Raw genomic sequence first — 22892 nt, forward strand, 5'->3', positions numbered from 1 at the left:
GCCAGGCCATAGCCGAGATCGGCGTACGCCTCGTTTGCTCGCCCGGCCTGCCCGACGTTGATCCTGCAGGTCGATTGGAAGCGCGAATCGGATGCGATCTAGTACTGACCGTCCGCCTCAGGACGATGCGGAGCGCGCTCGGATCCGCCTCACCCTCGCTCGACCCTACGGCTTTTCGCGATCGTGTTGGCGGCTTTCAGTGTTGGGCAAGGCGCTCGGACCAGGCTTGAGCCGCGGCTCGCAGAAACCTTGTACTTCGATCTGACCGCGCTGGGATCGCCCGCATGAAAGATGCGCGTTTCCACTTTAAGCGCGAACCAATTGAATGCCGGCAACGAGCAGAACGGCCGCCAGTATGAATCTGATGGCTGTCTGGCTCAACCATTTCAGGCCGATTACTGCTCCAGCGACCGCCCCCGCCAGCGTGAAGATAGCGTATAGAGCCAAATCCGGAGAGGGAAATTGCCCGGTGAAAAGAGCTCCGACGAAGCCGACTGTGGAATTGGCCAGGATAAAAGGGGGTGATAGCGCGACGGTCTGCCTCGGTGATGCCCAATTCAGTGCGATGAGCGTCGGGGCGAGGAACACACCGCCGCCCACCCCAGTCAGGCCAGAAACGAGGCCAAGGACCGCGCCAATGCTCACGCTTTCCCGGAGCGGAATTTCGCCGACGCGATCGACAGCTCGTCCCCGCTGCATGATCATCACTGCGCTCGCCAGAAGAAGAACGAGTCCGGTTAGTGTTTTGTACATGTGCTCCTCGAGCACAATCAAGCCACCGGCAAGCGACGCTGGCATTGACGAAAAGAGAAGAGGGCGCAGGATTGTCCAGTCAACGACCTTGTTGCGGTTGAACAGCCAAGTAGAATAAGCCGCGACGACAATGTTGAGACCAAGCGCCGTGGGGCGCGTCTCTGTCGATGACATACCAAAAAAAGCCATTAGCGAGAGGAATGCAGTCCCGCCAGCCTGGCCAACGCTCGCATATAGCAGGGAGATGATCGCGAAGAGCAGGGAAGTCATGCTTCACATATCTTGGCGACGATCTTCGCCCGTTTTATTAGCAAGCCCATCATGATTCGTGCATCTGGTGCGGCCTAATTGTATTTCCGCTCGGGGCGGATCTAAGCGGTTCGCCGGAATCGTGCGGCCGGAGGTGTAGTCAGTTCAAGTTCCTTAGCGAGTGCCATGTGTGGACCCTCCCATCAATTGCCGAGGTTGGTAGTTGACTGGGCCCCAATAGGGGGCGTTTGAGGCCCTGAGAGGACGGCACTCGAGGGGGCGGCCGAGGTGAGCTGCCGAGGTGAGCTGCATTTGTTGCTGTAGCTTACCCCGTGCCGCAGCTCGCAATGGTACTGTCGCCTTCCCTCCCCATGTCATGAATGCTTCGAGGCACCTACCTCGCAACCAACCGTCCGCATTCGAAGTCCTTTTGCGACGATTGATTTTGGCGAAATCAACAGTTGGTATGGCACTTGCTAGTCCGATCCGGGGGCCTCTCCTTCTGGAATGCGCATGCAAAGTGTCTTCCGCATCAAACAGGTTTCGCGACTGCGCCTATCGCTTGTTGCGTTTTTGACGTGGCCCATTTCTGTCCGTTCGGTTCGTTTGTACCGGGCCTGCCGGACGGGCCCGATGAAATGCCGGACAACGATGCGGGGAGTATGGCGTCTGCATCGGATCTTCCGTTCAGCTCATCGATCGCGTCACCGACGCTGTCACACGCCGAGAATCAGCGACAGGTTAGCGATGGATGATTCGCAAGATTGGGAAAAAAGATGACACTTCTGTTGTCTTCATCTCAAAGCAGGGAATTGGTACTGACAAGACGCAGATCGAGTCTCGCACTGAAAGGTGCGTGCTCTACCTTACGTGTAGTTCAGAGCCCAAGATCTCCTCGTGCTCGCCCGAGAGACAAAGCGAAGCACCGTTCGGACGCGACTGCGTTTTCTCGCCATGCAAGCTAAACCGACCCAAGCATCTAGCCGTGCGTGCGCTCGGTTCTTGTCGCCAGCACAGTCCCGGGGCCCTCGGCCCTTCTATCACTGCCGGCATGAGTAAGATGGAGCATCCTTGTGTTCGCATGGAGTCGATCCGCACGGACGACAGGCGATGATCTCCGAGTTCGCCAGCTCGCCATCAGCGAGCACTTTGTCGATCGCCTCGGAGCAAGGATGATGACGCTATTCGGTTGTTTGACGATGCGATCATCCTGGCGCAGTCGCCGGCAGAGCAACGAATGCGGCCAATGGCGTCAGAGAAGGAAAATCGTTATGGGAAATTGGGATGATCCTGGAAATCAGCGAGAATGCAGTCAATTTTCATGTCAAGAATACGATGGGAAAGCTGGGTGCGACCAGCCGGATTCAAGCAGTCGCGATAGCTATTCGCCTCGATGTTCTTTGAATTCAATTGAGGAACGACCGCCAACTGTCACATCTTTGGCTTCCAGCTTCTGGCAAGTTGAGCACGGTGCTTTCGGTGAACTCGCAGATATAACCCTCCTTTGGGCAAGTCTGCATCTCGCGCTGGGTGAGGTTCTGGGGCTTCGTAAGGTCGGTAAGATGTGGAATCGGCCGATCTAATGCTCACTGGTCGGAGCATGGCTCTCTCCACCAGCGGGTGATTCTTTGCTCAGATGAGCCCGCACCGCTTGCTCGGGACGTCGGACAGGGGTCTAGGGAGAGGAACAGCTGAGGAAAGAACCCCGACCGCGGGCCGGGGTCCCGATTCATCCAAACGCGTGGAGATCTTTATCTGGCGAACGGCCAGCCAAACTTGTAGTTGAGCCGTGCCGTGATGAGATCGACGTCCTGGTGCGCGCGATCCGCGCCAAGGGCCGCTGGGAAGCTTATGTTGCTGCGCTGCATGAACAAGTGGTTATACTCGACGCCCGCTGACCAGTTCGGCGTGAGGCTGACTTCGGCACCGGCGCCCAGCACGCCACCCCAACGCACATCATTGTTTTTGCCAAGCTCGGTGCCCGTTGCCACCGAGTTGACGTAATAGGTGTTGCTGGTCACCGCAGCACCGCCCTTGCCATAAAGGAGCACAGCATTGAACGCGTATCCGATATGGCCCGTGAGTAGGCCGAATGCATCTGTCGTGGTGCCAACGGTGTCTGTCGGGAAGGCGGTGCTGACATTGGAGCCGCGGAAGTCGGCCCAGTTGCCCTGGCCTTCGAGGCCGTACACCATGTTGAAGATTTGCCAACGATAGCCGATCTGGCCGCCAACGGTACCGCCAGTCGAATTATGGCAGCCCTCGGAAGTGATGCCATTGAAATCCCAGCAATTGTGGCTCGTTCCCCAGCCACCGTTTGCGCCCATATAGTAGCCGGACCAATCGATAATCGGGGCCGCGACCGGCAGCGGTGCCGCCTTGACCTTGACGGGCTGCCCGGCCAGATCCGTGCCGAATGAGGGGGCGGCCGCACAGAGTGCGCCGATGCATGCAGTCAGAATAAGAATCTTTTTCATTCGCGTGTTGTTTCCTTTAGGTGCCCCAGGCACCGTGCCGTTTAACAACATGAACGCGAATTGCTGTAACTGGCGCACAACATGTCTTGGAAAGAAACGTGCCCAATCGCCCGCGGCGTCAGATTGCGGAGCTCGCGGTTTCCGCTGCTTTGCTTCTACCGAGACGCTGTGGCTCGGCAGTGGTCGCCTCGCGCGGATCATCCTCTTTGAAAATGATCGTTCATGATCACCTGCGACGCGGAGCAAAGCCAAAAGGTGTTCGGCTCCTTCCGTCGCTAAGCTGCGGCAACGCCCAGCCGCACTTACAGTACTGGATCGATGGCACGCCTCAGGCGCTTAAGGTCATTCTTCCGGCAACACGGACGTGCTATCGCTTGCAATCGCGAGCAACGCGATGCCGATCGATTGCAGGCTCGATCGCTTTGGCTCTGGAACGACCACAAGTCTAGCTCGATGGTCCGTCAACTTCGACCTTGATTGATGGGTCGGGAAGCCCACTGCGTGCTAGACAGTGCTCTTGCTTGAAGTTGCGCAAGATCGTGCCGAGCTCAAGGTCACCGTGGTCGGTTTCCTGGCGCGAGCGAATACCAGCGCGGCCGCCCCGTCTCGCCGCCGTCTGGGCCTGGTGTTCAGCTTCCTGGTCTCGGCCGCCAGAGGAGCTGTAGAGGCAACAGCTTTCTCGAGCGCTCTCGTTTCAGCGGGGCCGCACATGATTAGAGAAAAGTCTGCTCGACCACGCACTGGCCCGAATTTTCCACCGTATGAGGCGCCCTAAATGCCTTAACGGCGCCGGATGCTCTCGCCGCAATAGGCACAAGCGAGTCATTGCCCGGTCGACGGTGCCAGTTCAGCCCGCAAGTTGCGTATCGCCTCGTTGGCCAGATTCAAAGCATTCCGTTCGCCGTTTCTTATCGAGCACTCGAGGTAAGTGCGCAATCGGCTATGAAGGACGGCCTTCAGATTATGTGCCAGCAGCGGATCCTTCTCGACAAAGCTCCAAGCCTTGTCAAATGCGACGCTCACAACGGCATCTGGCACCTGCACCTGCTCGGAAAAGATCTGATCCATCTCTAACGCTCCTCGACATCCTGATACAAGGAAGTACCTTCTCAAAAGCAACCGGATTGTGTTGCGTGTCTCAGCACGAAAGACATCTGCTCCTCAACCTCTTCCACGCTACTCCCGGGACTTCAGGAGAGGATATAGATGCTTGTTGAAGTTGCGATGACCGAACGCCGTAATGCCCGCGCAATTCGAAGAAATTCTGAAAAGAGTGAAGCGAGTACGAGTTGTCGTGCCCTTCATTGCCGTCGTGGGCCTCTTGGTCGGTCACCAAATTGTGGCTTTTCCTTCATTCGGAAGATCGGCCCCCACGGGTTGCGGTTAAAGCCCAGCATGATGAAAAAGGCCGCCTACTCTTTTCCCACTCTCAAGAAGCGTTCAAACCGCAATGGCGCTTGTGACGTCGGATTTGGGGTGATGTAGCCTGTTCCGGATGAGACTTGTCTGCTTTGCGACAAGTCTCGACGCCTATTGCCGTGTGATATTCACCTGCGCGTGGCTTTCTGCTCCGGCCGTGGTGTTTGTTACCGGTCAGGCGCCTAAGAGAGGGAACGAGATGCAAGGGCAATTGCACTTTCCCCACGGCGGATTCTTAGTCGTTTGGCAAAGAAGGGCCGGGCGCCGTCGGTGTGGGTTCAATACGGAGTTGCGTAGGAAAGCCGGCGCAGCGTGGGATCGGCGGCGCGCTTCCGAGCTTTGGATACTTGCAGCTCGTGAAAGGCGTCGAGGGACAGCAAGGCCCAGCTAGATCGAATGCGTCGCCGGCGGCGTGAGATAGAGCAAGCCTGATTTCGAAAGTGGTGGCGAACTGTTGCCATATGAAAGGCCAGCGGAAGCGGCGCGCTTACGGACGGTGAGCCCATAAACAGCAAATGTCGATCCCTGGTGTGTGCGGCCTAAGTGTAACTGTCAGCCCAGCCATAAACGTCCGCTCAACGCCATCAATCTCCAAAAAGCGCAAATGAAATCTCAGTCCGCTGCCGCACGTGAAAGAATGAGCTTGGCGATCGTCAATCGATTGGCGGAAGTCCGCAGCGCGGCCGGTAATGCCGCCACAGTCTGATCAAAAAGGCGTCCCAGAATCTGAAGGTCCTCGGGGTGGTAAACGCCACGGTCTTGCGACAATCGCATTCGTCCGTGGCCGGTTCTTGTATCGCCAAGCTGGCCGAGCTCCAGTTCCGCGGTGATCATTTGGCCTATGAGGGCATTAAGTAATCGGATCGCTTCCAGCTCGTTGCCTTCTTCGCGCATGAGCCCAGCCACGATGTCGAGTTGCAGGTCGACGCGATCCTCGAGGTTTTGTATGCGTGAATTGGAAGGGTCAAGTTCCACGGTATTTCTCCAAAGTGGTGAAATGCAAGACAGGCGGAGTAGAGGTATCGTTTCCCGTTCGCCAAACGGCGGACGCTTCGCTGGACAAATGACTGCTGCACAGGAGGCGCTTCCGGTCCCCTGGAAGAGGGGGCACATATGTGCCGCGAAAGGATTGCAAAAGTGCAATGAGCGTCTAGGGAAAAACGAAAAGCGTTGCCGATGGCGCGGGATTTGAATGGATTCTCGAGCCGCCCAGTGCGTTCGGCAACAGCGGTGACTCTGTTCGGGGCCACACAGCTGATTGTACTGCTCTGCTTGGAGCCGCGGCAACAGCGCCGGACTGTTGAGGCGACCCGCCTGGTCAGAGCGAAAGGTCCAGCCCGCACCCCTGCGAAGGCCAACTCACCTGCCCGAGTTCTACGCTGCGGAGGCATTTACCATCGCCGAGTGTGCGTGATAGCTGTCTTCTTAGAGCAATCAAGTATCATGCCCAAAGGGGCAGGCAACGTCGTGTAGATTGCGCGCCAACTGCGACTGGTCACCGCACTGCATTCGTGCCCCCACGTGTCTTGCCGTCAAACATTGCTCGAAGCAGCCAAGAAGCACGTGATTTGCTCTGCGACCAAGTGATCCATTATCACGCGACATTCGTGAACACTGCCTTCCGTAAGCCGGCGATCGACTTATGCGGTGTTTGGCTTCAATTAGTAAAATAGAAAGTGTTGATGGGATGCATCCAGTTCGTTGATAGCGCAGGCGAGCAATCTCACCGCCTTCATCGGAGCCGGTTGATTGGTTCTCCTGCTATCCGGGCTAGGAAGCATAGGGAATGCCCGGGCAGGCGGCTGAGCCGCTGATGACCCGCCATGCTTGAGAGCGCACGAAGTAGCGGAACGAGTAGCGTTGACTTGGACGCCAAAACCTTGGTGCCCCCGCGGCCAAGAGAGGCATGCATCCCGGCGCCGGCTATCCACCAGCTCTCGCTACCCGTATACTCGGCTATAGTCTAGGTAGTGGGCCTGATTGCTTCGTGCCGTCCCGCTGTCTCTTCCATTCGTGGATCTGAGATTGCGCGATATAATCCAGGCTAGAGAATGCGTAGATGCTGGTCGGGCACGAATCTGACAGAAGGCGAACGCCTCCAACAAAATCCGTGCTTGTCCATAAAGAATCGTTAGCTTCGCTTTCCTAGTCCTCAACCTTCGATCACTGGCTGCATAAGGGGCATGCCTTCAAACCTAGCAGAACGGTAAATGGCCGCCTCCGAGGCCAGTGCTGCAGACGGGATCAGACAAGGGGGCTGCTATTTGTCTATCATCGGGCGTAGCACCTTCGGCAGGGCGGCGCTCGGTAGCTCTGCGAGCGCCGCAGCGAGCGCGAAAAACGCTGCAAAAGCAGCGAATATAAAAGCGCTAGCGAGCATTGCTGCGACAACGTTCTGAGGGCGTCTCATCATTCGAGATACTTCGCGTGGGGAATGCTGCGTTGCATGAAAATCAGTACTTCTTGACACGCTCGACATGACCGTCGCGCCAGCGATAAACCAAAAATCCAGAAGCCGAGTTGTCCCTCCTTTTGTCGAACCGGTCGATCGGTCGGGAACGAAGCGCGCTGGCGACCCGGTCAGCATTGAAGGAGCCGCTCCGGTTCACCGCCTCTGCCCAGGCTTGCACAGCGGCACAAGCGTATAGTGTGTAGCCTTCACCGGGCAGCCCGGAAGCTTTGAGTCCGGCGACCGCACTGGCAGCATTGGCGTTCCCAGCGGGGTTGGGCATGAAGGTAAACAATGTGCCATTCCCAGCGCTGCCGGTAATGGCCCAGAATTCGGAGGTCATCAGCGGATCGTTCGCCATGACCGTGAGGTCTGCTTTTGCTTCTGCTGCCTGGCGTACCAACAATCCGACTTCGGTGTGGTAGCCGCCGATATAGGCGACGCGCAGCCGGTCCTTCTCCATTCTTGAGAGCAAGGCTCTGAAGCCCCTTTCACCGGCAACATAGCTTTGCCGGCTCACCTGCCGTCCCAATCGATGAAGCCGGGCTTCAACCACGTCGACAATCCCCCTGCCAGCAGTCCTCTTGTCGTCCAGCACCGCGATTTTCTCGAGGCGATAATTCGTGTGAATGTACTCGGCGGCAACGGCTCCCTGTTGGTCGTCGGGCCGCAGATCCGAAAGACAGTCTCAAGGCCGTGCTCTGTTAGTTGAGGAGTTGACGAGCCTGGTAACACCTGGACGATGCCAGCTTCGCGTAGATGTCGGAGGCCGGGATCGACGAAGAGGAACAAAAATGGCCAACCACCAACAGGATCCGCTCTGTCGTGAGCTTATTCGCGACTGCGACAGCTTGCCTAGGGTCGCAGGCGTCGTCAGCGACGCTCAATATAGTTTTGGCATTATCGGGAAGCTGGCCTGAGGCGTTCAGGACCTCGACCGCCGCAGCCGCACCATCGCGCATTTGCGCGCCGAATGCAGCGCTGCTTCCGGTCATTGGGCCAGCCACGGCGATCTTTATTTCAGAGCCGCGCGCAGACGGAGCGACGAGAGCGCAGAAGAGAAGCGCCGCAGGCGCAAGAGAGGCATGCCGCTTATTTACCATTGTAGAGCTTCCAATGCTCACCTGAAGTGAACCGCAACTGGTTGTAGTCAACCACGCCTGTAGACAGGCGTTGCTTGCTGGGCAAACCTGCGTTGGCCGGGCGAGCCGCCAACTACGGTAAGATCTACAACTTGACGTTACGTGCGGATCAAGCCCTTTTGGGAAGAGCGATGGAGGCGTCAGGGACGCGGATCGACCGGCGGTGACAATCCTTCCGTTTGATTCCGTAAAACTCCAAGCCGCGTCGGAGAGCGGCCGGTTCACCTAGCGTTTCTTAGCTTGCCCTAACCGGCGTGTGGAACCCGCCATGAATGCGTCAGTAAGGCTGATCCTCCAATCCGCCAAGGGCAAGATCGAGATATTGCATTAGACAGGGATCCCAACCAGCCAGACTGCGGGGCGCGCTTAATCGTGCAAGTACCTTCAGGATCATCGAAACACGTGAATCGTCGCCGGCGATTTCGCTGATCAGCAAGCGTGCTGCAACCGCGACAGCCTTTGCGCGCTCTCCGCAAGGGTGCTCGCCCCCATCCATGCAGTCGCGAAGATCATCACGGATTCGCCGCCAGCGGTCCTCTCGCTCCGCAGCTAAATTGCAGGTGCACCGGGACGTCTGACTCCGCGTCTCGGCGCGCGACATGGCGTTCAGGGTGGCAGGCAGCTCATCCACACTTACCTGCGCCTCGCTGTCGATGGTCATGTTGCGCAAACGGTCGCGCAACAGAGTTGTGCGCGCGACTTGGACTTCTATGCGCTCTAGATGTTTGCGCAGCAAGTCCGTGAGTGAGGTCGTCCCCTCCATAGCTTTACGGATCTCCACGAGCGAGAAGCCAAGCTCACGCAGCGCGCGAATCTGATGAACCCGTTGCCCGCTTTCGCGGTCATACATCCGGTGACCGCCCTCAGTGCGCTCTGTCGCTGCTAGCAGTCCAGTGTGCTCATAATGGTGCAGCGTGCGCACCGTTACTCCGGTCGCCTCTGCAAGTTCGCCAATGCGCCATCGACGCCGTCTTGGTGTAGCTCTGTTCATGTTGTTCAATTTCAAAGCCTACAACCTGACGTCACGTATGATTCAAGCGGATTTCTAAGCTCCAGTTGAATCGCCTTTAATTCATGCGCGCGAGTGGTGACTATCCTTAGAATGGCGGCTGATCAACCCTCAGGAGAAAGGGTGATCAACAAGTTCGCCAGGCGTGCCAGTTCAGCCTCGCCAGCCGCCGTACGCTCCAGGATAAGTTTGGCGATTGCTGCGCAGTTTTCTGGACTCCGCATCGACGGAGGTAGCGCGTCGACGGCGCCGTCATAAAGCCGTCCGAGGGCAGATAGCTCTTCTGGATCGAACACCCCGCTGCAAAGCTTCAACGTTCAGCTCCTTGTTTGAAATTGAGTCAAGCGCAGCGCACGTCGTCAAGACGTTTGGCTGCGGTAGGGCCAAAAGAAGTCATACCTGCGGCGCAAAGCGATGAGGATGTGATGTGCTGCTGTGTGATGCGTTCAGGCCACACGCGTTCGCGATGCTAGCTTCGACGGCACGGCAAGTCCGACGATCTCTATGCTCACAATGAACGGTGGTAGGAATCCGAATAAGCTGATCATCTCCGTTCATCGGGAGCAACTACCGACCCAGGGAGTTGACGGCAAGAGCTCCGTGCCTGGCCTACCTTCTTGAGAGAGCTGCGCCCTGCCGCGGCCGTTGCAACGTAAACGCCTAGCTTCAGTGCGAAGGCATTGCTCCGTCGCTCGCCGGCCCCGTTCCGTTCCCGTCCCTAAAAGCATCAAGTCGGCAGTCTGCCGTTTCTCGCCCCCGAGGCGGAGGTGCGAAGAGCGAAAGCGCCTCTTGCCTGCCGCAAGGATCCTTTCCCCCGGCAATAAGAGCAAGCCAGGCGAGCAGGAATTGTGTGTTGAGACAAGTGTTGGAATGTGAGGTTCGTAGACTTCGCGAATGTGCTTACGGCAACGGTGAGACGGATCGCACGAAATGTCCCGGGGGCTCCGCGTCTTCCGGGCTGCTGGTCACACGGAGCTCTTGTGTAGTTGCCATGCGGGTGGCCTCCTGAAACAAAATGTCCCTCATCCACAGACTTCCCGGGTCGCTGTTGTGAAGTGAGGGCCATTGGACCGCCTCGGTGAAGGCGGGGAATGGATGCGGAAGCTCAACGATCCGAAGGGGCATCGTTCTTTGGAAATGCCTCACGAGCCCTAATGGCATCGTGCCTATGCGGTTCGTCCCAACTATGAGAGGCGGGATCATGCTGAAGCTCTGCACGAGGATGTCGATGCGCCGCGTGGGTCCGAGATCAGTCAAAAAGGAATGCTCAACTGGCGTCCGGGGCGCACCTCCGTGCTTAACTGCAACGTGACCCATCGACATATATCGATCGAATGTAAGCCGGGGTTGTAATTCCCTATTGGTGCAGCAGCCTACGCAGACGAGTCGCTCCTCGAATAGGGCCGCTCTGGGGTGCGTGCTGGACATGAAAAAATCTGGCCGGATAACAAAATCGACTTCACCGCGGCGGAGGAGCAGCTCGTGTTCATCGGTCGGCGCAGCCAATTCGAAGCTGACGGCGGGGGCTTCTCGCGTGACGCGTGCTACGACATTTCGGAAGAGCACAACTGTTACGAAGTCAGAAAGGACGATCCTGAATCGGCGGTTCAATCGAGCTGGGTCGAACGGATGTCGGGCCATAATCGAGAGTTCAATGTGCATCAGAGCCTCGCGCACAGGAGCCGCGAGCCCTTCCGCGCGTGAGCTCAAGACAAGTTCGCGCCCCCTCATTCCAAACAGTTCATCACGGAAATGCTTGCGCAGCCGGGCAACGGCTGCGCTCATTGCCGGCTGACTAAGATTGATCTTGCGTGCGGCTGACGAGAGGTTGCGCTCAGTTATTAGAGCATCCAGCGCGACCAGAAGATTTAGATCCAGACCTTTGAAACGCATCTCTTCCTATCCGGCACAAACGTCGTTGCTGCGCAATAGCGTGCGGTGGCGCCAGCGCCTGGAGCAATCGTCTTGGCCCGCCCCAATGGACATCGGCTCATTCCTGCGCCCGGGAAAGGAAGCTTGCGAGATGACCGCAACAATGGAGAGCAGGCGGAAAGCCGATCGGCAGCGGCGGGAAAGCGTCGGGAGCTCCAAGCTAATTGGTCTTGCCGGTTCCGGCCGGCCACGCAGCAGGGTCGTTCAGTCCGCTGATGGCAGATCAGCCCAGTGTTCGTCAGCGTGCCAAAGCGCGGTGTCGACAGCTGGGTCGTGCAGCGCTTGTCACGAGAGCAACCTACAACCTGACGCAATGTGCGGTTCAAGACATTTTAGTGATAGAGCCAAACATTTGCACGGCAGGCATATTCTTCTGCGATGGTTGCCGGACGTAGCCTGAATGCGTCGTGAGCGCATCAAACCGCACCTTCGAGGTCACCACGCGCACAACTGGAAAAGGCTTCGCGACCGATCGTCGCATTGCGCGTCTGTGGCTCCTTCTCACCTCCATACCCTGGAGAGACGAAAGAAAACGGGGCACGTCGAAGGTTCTACAGTGTGCCGGGGATGTTCAGAGCGCAGCTTAAGGTAAGCCTAACAGCGCCTGCGAGTTGGAGGCTCCTGGTCCCCAGATGCCATGTTGGATGCTTCCTCGAGCAATATCCGACGCATCCAGATGCTCGCGGGGTCGGTATTGTGGAATGAGGGCCACTGCAGGGCCTCTGTGAATGTGGGCAGGGGGAGGGGCGGTTGGATGATCCGCAACGGCATCCGCTTTTCGAAGTGCCTGGCCAGTCGTAAGGGCATCGTGCCGATACGGCTCGTGTCTAGCAACAGGGGCGGAATCAGGCTAAAGCCCTGCACGACGACCTCAATTCGTCTCCTCAGGCCGTGCTCAAGCAAAAACCATTCTTCGAGGTTCGGTCTCAGTGCGCGTCCGAACTTGGCAGTAACGTGCCCCATCGAGATGTATTGTTCGAACGTAAGCTGCCGGGATAGCTGCTTGTTCGCGCGGCATCCGACGCATACGAGGCTCTCGTCGAACAGCGTCGCCTTAGGGTGCGCGCTCGACATGAAAAGTTCCGGCAGAATGAGAAAGTCGACCTCGCCCCGCCGCAGCAGCTCATCCGGTTCATCAGAAAATGGCAGCAGTTCGAAGCGCACCGCGGGGGCTTCTTGCGCCATGCGGTCCACAATTCTGCGGAAAAAAACGATCGTCATGAAATCTGAGAGAATGACCCTGAAGCGTCGGCTCGATTGAGCAGGGTCGAGCGCGTCCCGCGATATGATTGAGAGTTGGATGTGCAGCAGGGCCTCGCGAACCGGACCTGCAAGCGCTTCCGCGCCAGGTGTCGGGACGAGTTCGCGACCTCTCATAGTAAAGAGTTCATCGCGGAAATAGGTGCGCAGCCGTGCGATCGCAGCGCTCATAGCAGGCTGGCTCAGATTGATTTTGCGAGCCGCCGCTGTGAGGTTGCGCGCCGTCATCACGGCGTCGAGCGCAACGAGAAGATTTAGATCAAGTCCCTTGAACCGCATGTGATGAGTCTATCCATCGTGTGGATGTGTTCTATCGAAACAATCGATTTTACCAAACTGGGGGAGGTTGGATAGCAAACTGAAGTTTGGAAAAAGCAATTAGACGCGCCACGATGGTTTCCGGTCGTTCACGTGAGCTAAGAGAAGAGCTCCCAGACGTGGGAGCGCACCATGGGCGCGCGTTGTTGTTTCTCCTTAAGCGTGGCCGTTCGAACGCCAAGCGCGTCCCGATAAACGTTGGTATGCGGATATCATCCGTTTCCATATTTCAGGTTTACCCGCGTACAATTGAGGGCGCGTTCAGCCTCATTCTAGTGTCGAAGAATAGAGGCAGACGCAGGTTGCGGATGCCAAGAATTCCAGGCGCCGTTCCAAATGGCTCGCCTGTCCAGTGCATGTGGGGCGTGTCGAAGATGTATAAAAGCCAGTGTGATCTGATGCCGCTCCGATGCGCCATCGATGAGGCTTGCGCGCCGATGGCCGGCCCTCAGACGTCAAAGCGCCGGAGGGCGATGCGACTGCAGGCACAAAAGCTCGCTGGTGCAGACAGGTTCTGGCTAGCCCAACCGCCTCGTCGGCAGCTTCCGAGTTATCGTGAGCGCGGCATCAACCGCACGAGGGTGCAATCAAGCGATCGCTCCGTCGCGCAAAGGCCAGCGGCGCGGAGTAGGCGAGCAGTGCCGAGCTCCGACAGAGCATGGCGGCGCATCTCAGCATTCATCGGCGGTTCGGCGAATAGCGAATTGACGTGACCATCCCCGCTCTTCATTCCACCGGCGCAAGGAAGCTCGCCATGAACATTGCCGTCTCCCCGACTGCGGAAGGATCTTCTGGGCGCGCTCAAGTGCAGTGGAGCCTTCGTTGGGAAAGTGAACTGCAGCTCGCCGATCATGCCGAGCTCGCGGAGTTCTTCCGCAAGAGTTACGGACCGACGGGTGCGTTCAATGCGCAGCCGTTTGAGCGGAGCCGAAGTTGGGCTGGAGCAAGACCCGAGCTCCGCGTAATTGGTTACGACGCGCGCGGGGTAGCGGCTCACATCGGGCTACTGCGCCGCTTCATCAAAGTTGGTGAAGTCGATCTCCCTGTGGCCGAACTGGGGTTGTATGCGGTGCGCCCCGATCTCGAGGGGCACGGGATAGGCCACGCAATGCGCGTGATGTATCCCGCACTCCAGGAGCTCGGCGTTCCATTCGGATTTGGCGCGGTTCGCTCGGCCCTCGAAAAACATTTGACCCGACTGGTCGAAAGGCAGGGGCTCGCCACCCTGATGCGTGGCATTCGCGTCCGCTCCACCTTGCCGGATGTCTATCCAAATTTATCGCCGACGCGCATCGAAGACGTGATCGTCGTGGTGTTTCCGGTCGGACGCTCGATAAGCGAATGGCCGGCCGGGACTGTCATCGATCGTAACGGGCCTGAGTTGTGACAGAGCGTTCCACCCTATCTACTGTCCGCTGCGACTACGCTGACGCGGGCGGAAGTCGAGCTGTCCATTTGACCTTTGACGATGGGCCAAATCCATTTTGTACGCCAGAGGTGCTCGATGTCCTGGCGCAACATCGGGTCCCCGCGACATTCTTCGTCATCGGGACGTACGCGACGGAGCATCCTGAACTCATCCGACGAATGATTGCGGAAGGGCATGAGGTTGCGAACCATACGATGACCCATCCTGATCTATCCAGATGCGGACCTACGGAGCTACACGACGAGGTGCTGACGGCGAGCGAAGCCATCCGTCTGGCGTGCCCGCTGGCCTCGCCCAGGCATATGCGAGCGCCTTACGGCATATGGACGCGAGATGTGCTCGCAGTGGCGGCGAGCGCTGGTCTCACGGCTCTGCACTGGTCGGTCGACCCTAGAGATTGGTCCCGCCCCGGGGTTGATGCAATTGTGAATTCCGTACTGGCGAACGTACGCCCGGGTGCAATTGTGCTCCTGCACGACGGATATCCTCCCGATGAGGAGGGATTGCCCAGTGGCTCTACGCTGCGCGATCAGACCAGGACGGCGCTGGCATATCTCATTCCAGCACTACAACGGCGCGGGTTTGTAATCCGTCCACTCCCTCAACTCCACTGAAAAAACGACACCCCATGGACCTGCTCGCGACGACCAGTGCTGCCGCCGTTTCATCTTATGCGCTCCTATCGACGATCTATAAGAGCGTGCAAGCGCTTTATGCTCAGCCGGCGATCAACTCATCGCTGGACAACCTTGGACAAGCCGAGGTGGTCGTTCCTGCTGTGGACGTGATCGTGCCGTGCTTCAACGAGAATCCGAACACACTCGCCGAATGTCTGGAGTCGATTGCCAGTCAAGACTACGCCGGAAAGATGCAGGTATATGTGGTCGATGACGGATCGGCAAACCGCGACGTTGTCGCGCCTGTACACCGGATATATGCGAGCGATCCGAGATTCAGTTTTATCTTGTTGGCGAACAATGTGGGAAAGCGCAAGGCGCAGATCGCAGCGATACGCAGCTCATCCGGTGATCTGGTTCTCAACGTCGATTCCGATACGATACTTGCTGCCGACGTCGTCACGAAGCTTGTATTGAAGATGCATGACCCGGGAATCGGTGCGGCCATGGGTCAGCTGATCGCGAGCAATCGCAACCAGACCTGGCTGACCAGGCTGATCGACATGGAATATTGGCTCGCGTGCAACGAAGAGCGCGCGGCACAGGCGCGCTTCGGTGCCGTCATGTGTTGCTGCGGCCCATGTGCCATGTATCGGCGTTCCGCGCTCGCCTTGCTTCTTGATCAATATGAAGCCCAATTCTTTCGTGGGAAGCCGAGCGATTTCGGCGAGGACCGCCACCTAACGATACTCATGCTCAAGGCGGGGTTTCGAACCGAATACGTTCCGGACGCCATAGCAGCCACAGTCGTCCCGCACAGTCTTCGGCCATATCTACGACAGCAACTCCGCTGGGCGCGAAGTACCTTTCGAGATACGTTTCTTGCTTGGCGCCTGCTGCCAGAGCTCGATGGTTATTTGACGCTAGACGTTATCGGGCAAAATCTCGGCCCATTGCTCCTCGCCATTTCATCACTTGCTGCGCTCGCACAGCTCCTGATCGATGGCTCTATACCCTGGTGGACGGGATTGACGATTGCTGCAATGACTACGGTCCGGTGCTGTGTGGCAGCGCTTCGTGCCCGCGAGCTGCGGTTTATCGGCTTCTCGCTCCACACGCCGATCAATATCTGTCTCTTACTGCCTTTGAAGGCCTATGCGCTTTGTACATTGAGCAATAGCGATTGGCTATCTCGGAAAGTCACCGATATGCCGACGGAAGAGGGGAAACAGCCTGTCATCCTGCACCCGAATGCCGGACGAAGTCCTGCTGGTGTAGGGGGGCGCCTGCTCCTATTCGTAAGGCGGCGTTATCGCAGCCTCCATCGAGCCTGGCGGCGACGGAGAGTGTTTCCGGTCGCGATCGTTCGACTGTCTACAAATAAGTGGTCGGCTGATGACTCAGGACGAAAACCATCAGTTATTAGAGCGAGAGTTGGCTGTCGACGACCCGTGGCGCCTCGACACTAGTGCGTTCGAGCAGCAGCGATACGCGCAAATGCTCCGGATGTCGCGCCGCGACGGAGATGCGGCGTCTGCGCTCGAAGTAGGATGTGCAGCCGGTGCATTCACGGAGATGCTGGCGCCGCTATGCGAGCGACTTACGGTCGTGGATGTCATGCCGCAGGCAATCGAGCGAACGCGACTGCGGACCGGGAAATGGTCACATATTAGTTGGGTGACCTGCGACATTCAGCGGTTCTCGACCACTGAGCAATTCGATTTGATTGTCGTGGCTGAGGTTCTTTACTACCTCAGGGACGTCGTCGAGATGCATGCGGCTATCCGCAACCTGGTGAGTATGCTTGCGCCAGATGAGACTCTCATTTTCGGGTCTGCGCGTGATGAAATATGTCAACGCTGGGGGCATGCTGCCGGTGCTGAGACGGTGATCGCTCTCTTCAATGAGAGCCTATCAGAGATCGAGCGCCGGCACTGCTGCACCGGGTCGGCGAGCGAAGACTGCTTGATCGTCCGGTTTCTGAAGCCGGGCGGCGCGTCGGCACAATCAAACGCCGGTCATTAGGCCAGGAGGACGTATGCGCATCTGCGGAATAAAGTTGACACATGACGGAGCAATTGCTGTCGTCGAGGACGGTCGGCGTCTTTTTTGCGTCGAGCAAGAGAAGCGCGGCAATGGTCCTCGCTATCAGTCCGTCGACAATCTCGATGCAGTCGTCTTCGCCTTGGCGGAGCATGGCCTGAATCCGCGCGACATCGATCAGTTCGTGATTGATGGCTGGGACGGGGAGAATGAATCGCAGTTCCAGCTCCTAAGCGGAGCGGTGCCGGTCGCGCTAAAAGGCGCGCCATATGTCGAGCGTCATGCTGAGGGCCTCCTTGATTCCGTCGACGGCTATGGCCTCCTCCTCGGAGGCGAGGAGTTTCCATATAAGAGCTACCCGCATGTCACGGGCCATGTCGCCTCAGCATATAGCACCAGTCCTTTCGCCAGCGCGGGGAAACCCGCGTTGTGTCTGGTATGGGACGGCTGTATCTTTCCACGCCTTTACTATGTCGAGCCCCAGGGCGCGCGGCTCATCGGATCGCTGTTTCCGATGATTGGCCATGCCTATGCCGCCGCGGGCCTTCACTTCGGCCCATACCGGCAGCCGAACCGCTCCAGTTGGGATTTGGGCATTGCTGGCAAGCTGATGGCCTACATCGAGCTTGGTTCCGTGGACGAAAGCATCGTGGAAGTGTTCCAGGAGCTTTATGAAACGCGCTCAGCGGCTGACACGGAGCAGGCTCGTCGCTACCGCGAAAACATCAACAATGCGGAAGCGTCTCTCGCAGTTATTCACGACTTCTTCGAGTCAAGCGCATTGCGCCTGAAGGCCAAGCGCGCGGAGGACGTCCTCGCGTCGTTTCATGTGTTTCTGGAACGTCTTCTCGTTAAGGAGATCGCGATGGTTCTGCTACGGCACTCGTCGCTTCCGGGAGCGCGAAATCTATGCATCGCCGGAGGTTGCGGTCTCAACATCAAATGGAACAGCGCGCTTCGCGCGACCGGATTATTCGATGATGTCTGGGTGCCGCCGTTTCCAAATGACAGTGGCTCGGCAATCGGCGCGGCGTGCGGCGCTATGGCAGCGCAAGATGGCTTCGAGCCGTTGGAATGGTCAGTTTACAGTGGCCCCGCCCTGCAGGAGAGCGAGGTTCCGCCGGACTGGGAGGCGGCGCCGTGCAGTCTGCCTGAACTTGCCTCGATTCTTGCTGACAACAAGCCCGTCATCTTTCTTTCCGGGTGTGCCGGGCTCGGGCCGCGGGCGTTGGGCGGTAGAAGCATTCTTGCGGCCCCAACGTCCCCGGAGATGAAGGATCATCTCAACGACATCAAACGGCGCGAACACTTCCGGCCGGTGGTGCCGATCTGTCTGGAAGATCGTGCGCCGGAGATCTTCAGCCCGGGTACGCCAGATCCTTACATGCTATTCGATCACCAAACCCGGGCGAATTGGCGCGACAAGATCCCGGCAGTGGTACATCTCGACGGCTCGGCGCGGCTGCAGACAATTTCCCGCAACTCTCCTCACAAAATTGCTGCGCTTCTCATCGAATTTGAGCAACTCACCGGCATTCCGCTGCTCTGCACCACGAGCGCCAACCTCCATGGACGGGGATTCTTTCCCGATGCTGCGGCGGCATGCCAATGGGGGCGCGTCGAGCATGTGTGGTGCGAGGGCATGCTCTGGAGCAAAACGGTCATCAAGAAGTCATCGCCTACGGAACGACTTCTGTCAGCCTAAGATGAACATGTCCAATATGGCGATCGACCTTGTCGGCGTGAGAAAGTCATTCGGGGACAAGGTTATCGTCAATGACCTGTCGTTCTCGGTTGCGCGCGGAGAGTGCTTCGGGCTGCTTGGGCCAAATGGAGCTGGCAAAAGTACGATTGCACGCATGCTCCTCGGCATGATTTCCCCCGATCGAGGCAAGATTACGGTCCTCGATGAGCCTGTGCCTTCCCGCGCTCGTGCGGCGCGCGTGCGCGTAGGCGTGGTGCCGCAGTTCGATAACCTTGAGCCCGAGTTCACCGTGCGGGAGAACCTGCTTGTGTTTGGCCGCTATTTCGGCATGAGCGCTCGCACGATCGAAGCGGTTGTGCCCTCGTTGCTTGAGTTTGCGCGGCTTGAAAGCAAGGCGGACGTGCGCGTCTCCCTTTTGTCCGGTGGTATGAAGCGGCGGCTGACGCTGGCGCGCGCTCTGATCAATGATCCACATCTACTCGTGATGGACGAGCCGACGACGGGGCTCGATCCGCATGCTCGCCACCTGATCTGGGAACGCCTGCGGGCTCTTCTTGCGCGCGGCAAGACGATCCTCTTGACCACTCACTTCATGGAAGAGGCCGAACGCCTTTGCGATCGGCTATGCGTGCTTGAGAGTGGATGCAAAATCGCCGAAGGCAAGCCAGACGCCTTGATCGACGAGCATATCGGCTGCAACGTGATCGAGATCTATGGCGGTGATCTAGATCAACTCCGGGAGCTGATCAGGCCGTATGCGCGGCATATCGAAGTGAGTGGAGAGACGCTTTTTTGTTACGCGCGATGTCCGGACGAAATCAGCGTGCACCTGCGCGGGCGAACGGACCTTCGCGTTCTGCAGCGCCCCCCGAATCTCGAAGACGTGTTTTTGCGGTTGACCGGGCGCGAGATGGAGAAATGAGCGATGGATGATGGTTATGCGTCGGTCATGCCGGCTAATGCGTACAATTGGACCGCGGTATGGCGTCGAAATTACTTGGCATGGAGGAAAGTCGCGCTTGCATCGCTTCTCGGCAACCTCGCAGATCCCATAACCAATCTGTTTGGCCTTGGCTTTGGGCTCGGACTCATTGTGGGACGGGTTGAGGGGACTTCGTACATTGCGTTTTTGGCGGCGGGTATGGTCGCGATTAGCGCTATGACATCCGCGACCTTTGAAACTCTGTACGCAGCCTTTGCTCGGATGGATGTCAAGCGCACCTGGGAGGGAATTTTGTTCACACAGCTCACGCTTGGCGATATCGTTCTAGGTGAGTTGGTGTGGGCGGCCAGTAAGTCCGTTCTAGCCGGGACAGCAATCGGGATTGTCGCTGCCACCCTGGGTTATGCATCCTGGACGTCGGTTCTTTGTGCGATACCGACAATCGCCCTTACGGGCCTTGTCTTCGCCAGCCTGGCAATGGTCGTCATATCTCTTGCGCCAACTTACGATTACTTCGTGTTTTACCAGTCGCTCGTCCTTACGCCCATGGTGTTCTTGTGTGGCGCGGTCTTTCCGACGAGCCAAATGCCCGACTCATTTCAGCACTTTGCCGGCTTGTTGCCGCTGGCACATTCGGTCGACCTTATTCGCCCAGTGATGCTTGAGCGCGGCGCCGACAATGCCGCCCTACACGTAGGCGCGCTCTGCGTTTACGCGGTCTTGCCCTTTTTCGCGTCGATCGCGTTATTTCGGCGCCGCCTGCTGCGTTGACGTGAGTTCAGCGAAACGGAGAAGTCAAAGCGATGCAGTGTCATGATGCGTTCCGCGGTAGCTCGCGAGTGACCTGGTCTGTCAGAGCAGCTTGTGAAACGGCCTTGAGAAGCCGCGATCGAGCCAGCTCTACGGCCGCCTGTTCGGCCGATCGGACCTTGCAAAGTCGTGTTGTGCTGCCTGGCACGCGCACCGGCTGCGCGTGACTGTACAGATTAGATCGGTGGGACGGCATGGCCTTCCATGGAGAACGGGATGTTGAGCATAGGACTGAGTGGCGGCCTTGACAGAATCTATGAAAGCTCTCCGGAGCTGCCGAATACATTTCTTCACGATGGCGCTGCGGTACTTGTGCAGGACGGCCGCGTAATTGCTGCTGTCGAAGAGGAGCGCCTCAACCGCGTCAAGCACTCCAACAAGTTCCCCAGCAATTCGATCCGATACTGCCTTTCTACCGCAGGAGTCGAGCTCGGCGACATCGACCGTATCGCGTTCTACGCGACTGAAGCTTACTGCAAAGCCATGCTCGAGCGCCTTTCTGTTTCTCAGCCCGTTCCGTTGGACCCCAAACTGTTGCTGCGGCAGCTGTTGGCACGGGAATTCGGGGCCGAGATCGATCCGTCCGGGTTTCCTTCGTGAATCACCACGAAGTACATGCCGTGAGCGCGTTTGCCATGTCCGGGTTCGAGCAAAGTCTGGTGTTTGCGATCGACGGCGGGGGCGATTTTCTCTCAGGCTTAATGGCGGTAGGGTCCGGGACCGTAATTGCGCAGCTTGTAAGTTTCCCGGAACACAACTCTCTTGGGCTGTTCTATCTCGAGACGATCCGATATCTCGGCTGCGGGATGTTCGACGAATACAAAGTGATGGGGCTTGCACCGTATGGTGATCCCGATCGCTATCGCGAGCTCTTCGCGCAGTTCTACGAGTTGTTGGACAGCGGTGGCTATCGCGTTCACCTGGATCGAATCGGACCAGCCCTTTTGCGCAACATCCAGGTTCGGCGAAAGGGAATGCCATTCACCCAACAGCATCGAGATGTCAGCGCGTCGCTGCAGGAAGCGCTGGAGCGGATCGTGTTTCACACCCTGCGGCACCATCGTAAAGCGACGGGCATGACACGCCTGTGCCTAGCTGGCGGGGTGGCCCATAATTGCACGCTGAACGGTAAGCTGCTTTATTCCGGGCTATTTGACGACATCTTTGTTCAACCCGCGGCGCACGACGCCGGTTGCGCACTCGGCGCTGCATTAATGGTATCAAGCGAGCTAGGCAGGCCAGCGCCGCGCGAGCGACTGCCGGACGTTTATTGGGGGCCCGATCTTGGGAACGAGCAAGCCACAGAGCTTGAGCTCAACGCATGGTCAGGCCACCTCGACATTCAACGAAGTGATGACATAGCATCCAGTGCGGCGGACTGGATGGCAAATGGCGCTGTAATCGGCTGGGTTCAGGGGCGCTCTGAGTTCGGCCCACGTGCGCTTGGTAACCGCAGCATTCTAGCGGACCCGCGGCCTGCGGAAAACAAGGATCGCATCAACGCGGTGGTCAAGAAGCGCGAGAGCTATCGCCCCTTTGCGCCATCTGCATTAGAGGAGGATGCGAGCGAGTTCTTTGAGCTCCCCGACGGCACGCGGCAGCTCCCCTTCATGAACTTCGTAGTTCGCGTGCGTGAAGCCAAGGGTAACGTGCTCGGTGCGATCACGCACGTTGATGGGACGGCTCGGCTGCAGACCGTATCGCGCAAGACAAACCCCGCCTACTGGGACGTCATTAATGCGTTCAAGAAGCGAACGAGCCTTCCGATTCTTCTAAATACCTCATTTAACAACAATGCCGAGCCGATCGTGCAGTCCGTGTCAGATGCGATCACCACGTTTTTGACGACTGATCTGGACGGACTTGTTGTTGGGCCGTTCCTCGTCAGGAAGCGGCCAGCATCACTGCAGGATTGGAGTGCGCTGGCTGCGTCATTGCCGCCGTACGCATCCCTTCATCGTGTTCGCTCCCACATAGCGCCAGATCGGCAGGAAACGGTCTGCGAGATCCGCATGGGACATTCCGCCCACTCTAGTATGCGTATCTCACCTGAGCTTTTCGAGATCTTGATGCGAATCGAGGGCGAGGCGTCGCTCGGGTCGCTTTTCGACACAGCCCTGCTGGACCAGGCCAAGCGTGAAGATCTTGTGAAGGAATTGCGGCTCGTATGGGAGCTTCGGGGCGTTCGCCTGCATCCGCTGCACGCGGCTTGCCGTCACGATAATGTACAAAGCGGAACATAGCCATGACTCATGCGCATGGCCACGCCCATGCGTGCATGTGAGGGGACCAGGCCATCCGATGCAGAGCGGGGCATCGGGCATCGGGCTTCGGGCA

At 58.0% G+C, this 22892-nt stretch carries 17 protein-coding genes and 2 pseudogenes; 9 read left to right on the forward strand and 10 right to left on the reverse strand.

Features of this window, described 5'->3' with window-relative positions; genetic code table 11:
• Positions 1–306: 306 nt before the first annotated feature.
• Positions 307–1023: a sulfite exporter TauE/SafE family protein gene (locus tag AB7008_RS10150; protein WP_011084806.1), complete on the reverse strand. Its 717-nt coding sequence runs from the start codon at positions 1021–1023 to the stop codon at positions 307–309.
• Positions 1024–2268: 1245 nt separating this feature from the next.
• On the opposite strand from AB7008_RS10150, the pseudogene AB7008_RS10155 reads away from it, so the two are divergent.
• A pseudogene (locus AB7008_RS10155) lies at positions 2269–2406 on the forward strand (LuxR C-terminal-related transcriptional regulator); the annotation flags it as partial.
• Between the two features lie 347 nt (positions 2407–2753).
• Here AB7008_RS10155 and AB7008_RS10160 read toward each other — a convergent pair.
• From AB7008_RS10160 to nodD1, 9 genes are all read right to left on the reverse strand, one after another.
• Positions 2754–3479, reverse strand: a complete 726-nt coding sequence (locus AB7008_RS10160; RefSeq protein ID WP_014497822.1) for an outer membrane protein — start codon at positions 3477–3479, stop codon at positions 2754–2756.
• A gap of 822 nt (positions 3480–4301) precedes the next feature.
• Entirely contained in the window at positions 4302–4547 is a 246-nt protein-coding gene (locus AB7008_RS10165; RefSeq protein ID WP_011084811.1) for a hypothetical protein, read from the reverse strand.
• A 963-nt stretch (positions 4548–5510) separates the two neighbouring features.
• Positions 5511–5873, reverse strand: coding sequence for a hypothetical protein (locus AB7008_RS10170; protein ID WP_014497821.1), 363 nt, complete (start codon positions 5871–5873; stop codon positions 5511–5513).
• A gap of 1478 nt (positions 5874–7351) precedes the next feature.
• On the reverse strand, positions 7352–8020 hold the full coding sequence (locus tag AB7008_RS10175) for a branched-chain amino acid ABC transporter substrate-binding protein (RefSeq protein ID WP_080670247.1): 669 nt from the start codon (positions 8018–8020) through the stop codon (positions 7352–7354).
• 31 nt (positions 8021–8051) lie between these two features.
• Entirely contained in the window at positions 8052–8342 is a 291-nt protein-coding gene (locus AB7008_RS10180; protein WP_028154217.1) for an ABC transporter substrate-binding protein, read from the reverse strand.
• 424 nt (positions 8343–8766) lie between these two features.
• Positions 8767–9480 carry a MerR family transcriptional regulator gene (locus AB7008_RS10185; protein ID WP_026312621.1) on the reverse strand — a complete coding sequence of 238 codons (714 nt, stop codon included), beginning with the start codon at positions 9478–9480 and terminating at the stop codon, positions 8767–8769.
• A gap of 122 nt (positions 9481–9602) precedes the next feature.
• Positions 9603–9812, reverse strand: a complete 210-nt coding sequence (locus AB7008_RS10190; RefSeq protein ID WP_014497819.1) for a hypothetical protein — start codon at positions 9810–9812, stop codon at positions 9603–9605.
• 586 nt (positions 9813–10398) lie between these two features.
• Complete coding sequence (gene nodD2, locus AB7008_RS10195) at positions 10399–11391, reverse strand: transcriptional regulator NodD2 (protein ID WP_011084818.1); 993 nt, start codon at positions 11389–11391, stop codon at positions 10399–10401.
• A 633-nt stretch (positions 11392–12024) separates the two neighbouring features.
• Positions 12025–12969: a transcriptional regulator NodD1 gene (gene nodD1 / locus AB7008_RS10200; RefSeq protein WP_018646994.1), complete on the reverse strand. Its 945-nt coding sequence runs from the start codon at positions 12967–12969 to the stop codon at positions 12025–12027.
• Positions 12970–13762: 793 nt separating this feature from the next.
• Here nodD1 and AB7008_RS10205 point away from each other — a divergent pair.
• From AB7008_RS10205 to AB7008_RS10240, 8 genes and pseudogenes are all read left to right on the forward strand, one after another.
• Positions 13763–14395, forward strand: a complete 633-nt coding sequence (locus AB7008_RS10205) for a NodA family N-acyltransferase (RefSeq protein WP_011084822.1) — start codon at positions 13763–13765, stop codon at positions 14393–14395.
• Positions 14392–15051 (forward strand): chitooligosaccharide deacetylase NodB, encoded by a 660-nt coding sequence (gene nodB / locus AB7008_RS10210; protein ID WP_011084823.1) that lies wholly within the window; start codon positions 14392–14394, stop codon positions 15049–15051. Before AB7008_RS10205 ends, nodB begins: the two co-directional genes overlap by 4 nt.
• Before the next feature lie 14 nt (positions 15052–15065).
• The gene (gene nodC / locus AB7008_RS10215; RefSeq protein ID WP_011084824.1) at positions 15066–16523 is read left to right on the forward strand and encodes a chitooligosaccharide synthase NodC; all 1458 of its coding nucleotides are present in this window, start codon (positions 15066–15068) and stop codon (positions 16521–16523) included.
• Entirely contained in the window at positions 16450–17079 is a 630-nt protein-coding gene (gene nodS / locus AB7008_RS10220) for a nodulation methyltransferase NodS (RefSeq protein WP_014497813.1), read from the forward strand. Before nodC ends, nodS begins: the two co-directional genes overlap by 74 nt.
• 13 nt (positions 17080–17092) lie before the next feature.
• Positions 17093–18802, forward strand: a complete 1710-nt coding sequence (gene nodU, locus AB7008_RS10225; RefSeq protein ID WP_014497812.1) for a nodulation protein NodU — start codon at positions 17093–17095, stop codon at positions 18800–18802.
• Position 18803: 1 nt separating this feature from the next.
• The gene (gene nodI, locus AB7008_RS10230) at positions 18804–19724 is read left to right on the forward strand and encodes a nodulation factor ABC transporter ATP-binding protein NodI (protein WP_011084827.1); all 921 of its coding nucleotides are present in this window, start codon (positions 18804–18806) and stop codon (positions 19722–19724) included.
• A 3-nt stretch (positions 19725–19727) separates the two neighbouring features.
• The gene (locus AB7008_RS10235) at positions 19728–20516 is read left to right on the forward strand and encodes an ABC transporter permease (RefSeq protein ID WP_011084828.1); all 789 of its coding nucleotides are present in this window, start codon (positions 19728–19730) and stop codon (positions 20514–20516) included.
• Between the two features lie 255 nt (positions 20517–20771).
• Positions 20772–22798: pseudogene (locus AB7008_RS10240) on the forward strand (carbamoyltransferase family protein).
• Positions 22799–22892 lie beyond the last annotated feature (94 nt).

Origin of the sequence: Bradyrhizobium sp. 521_C7_N1_3, assembly GCF_052075975.1 — a bacterium.
GTDB classification, from domain to species: Bacteria; Pseudomonadota; Alphaproteobacteria; order Rhizobiales; family Xanthobacteraceae; genus Bradyrhizobium; species Bradyrhizobium japonicum.

What these genes read in the sequence shown, in the direction of transcription:
- AB7008_RS10150 (WP_011084806.1), bottom strand. Translation starts at nt 1,023, where the DNA reads ATGACTTCCCTGCTCTTCGCGATCATCTCCCTGCTATATGCGAGCGTT.
- AB7008_RS10160 (WP_014497822.1), bottom strand. Translation starts at nt 3,479, where the DNA reads ATGAAAAAGATTCTTATTCTGACTGCATGCATCGGCGCACTCTGTGCG.
- AB7008_RS10165 (WP_011084811.1), bottom strand. Translation starts at nt 4,547, where the DNA reads ATGGATCAGATCTTTTCCGAGCAGGTGCAGGTGCCAGATGCCGTTGTG.
- AB7008_RS10180 (WP_028154217.1), bottom strand. Translation starts at nt 8,342, where the DNA reads ATGACCGGAAGCAGCGCTGCATTCGGCGCGCAAATGCGCGATGGTGCG.
- AB7008_RS10185 (WP_026312621.1), bottom strand. Translation starts at nt 9,480, where the DNA reads ATGAACAGAGCTACACCAAGACGGCGTCGATGGCGCATTGGCGAACTT.
- nodD2 (WP_011084818.1), bottom strand. Translation starts at nt 11,391, where the DNA reads ATGCGTTTCAAAGGTCTGGATCTAAATCTTCTGGTCGCGCTGGATGCT.
- nodD1 (WP_018646994.1), bottom strand. Translation starts at nt 12,969, where the DNA reads ATGCGGTTCAAGGGACTTGATCTAAATCTTCTCGTTGCGCTCGACGCC.
- AB7008_RS10205 (WP_011084822.1), top strand. Translation starts at nt 13,763, where the DNA reads ATGAACATTGCCGTCTCCCCGACTGCGGAAGGATCTTCTGGGCGCGCT.
- nodC (WP_011084824.1), top strand. Translation starts at nt 15,066, where the DNA reads ATGGACCTGCTCGCGACGACCAGTGCTGCCGCCGTTTCATCTTATGCG.
- nodS (WP_014497813.1), top strand. Translation starts at nt 16,450, where the DNA reads ATGACTCAGGACGAAAACCATCAGTTATTAGAGCGAGAGTTGGCTGTC.
- nodU (WP_014497812.1), top strand. Translation starts at nt 17,093, where the DNA reads ATGCGCATCTGCGGAATAAAGTTGACACATGACGGAGCAATTGCTGTC.
- nodI (WP_011084827.1), top strand. Translation starts at nt 18,804, where the DNA reads ATGAACATGTCCAATATGGCGATCGACCTTGTCGGCGTGAGAAAGTCA.
- AB7008_RS10235 (WP_011084828.1), top strand. Translation starts at nt 19,728, where the DNA reads ATGGATGATGGTTATGCGTCGGTCATGCCGGCTAATGCGTACAATTGG.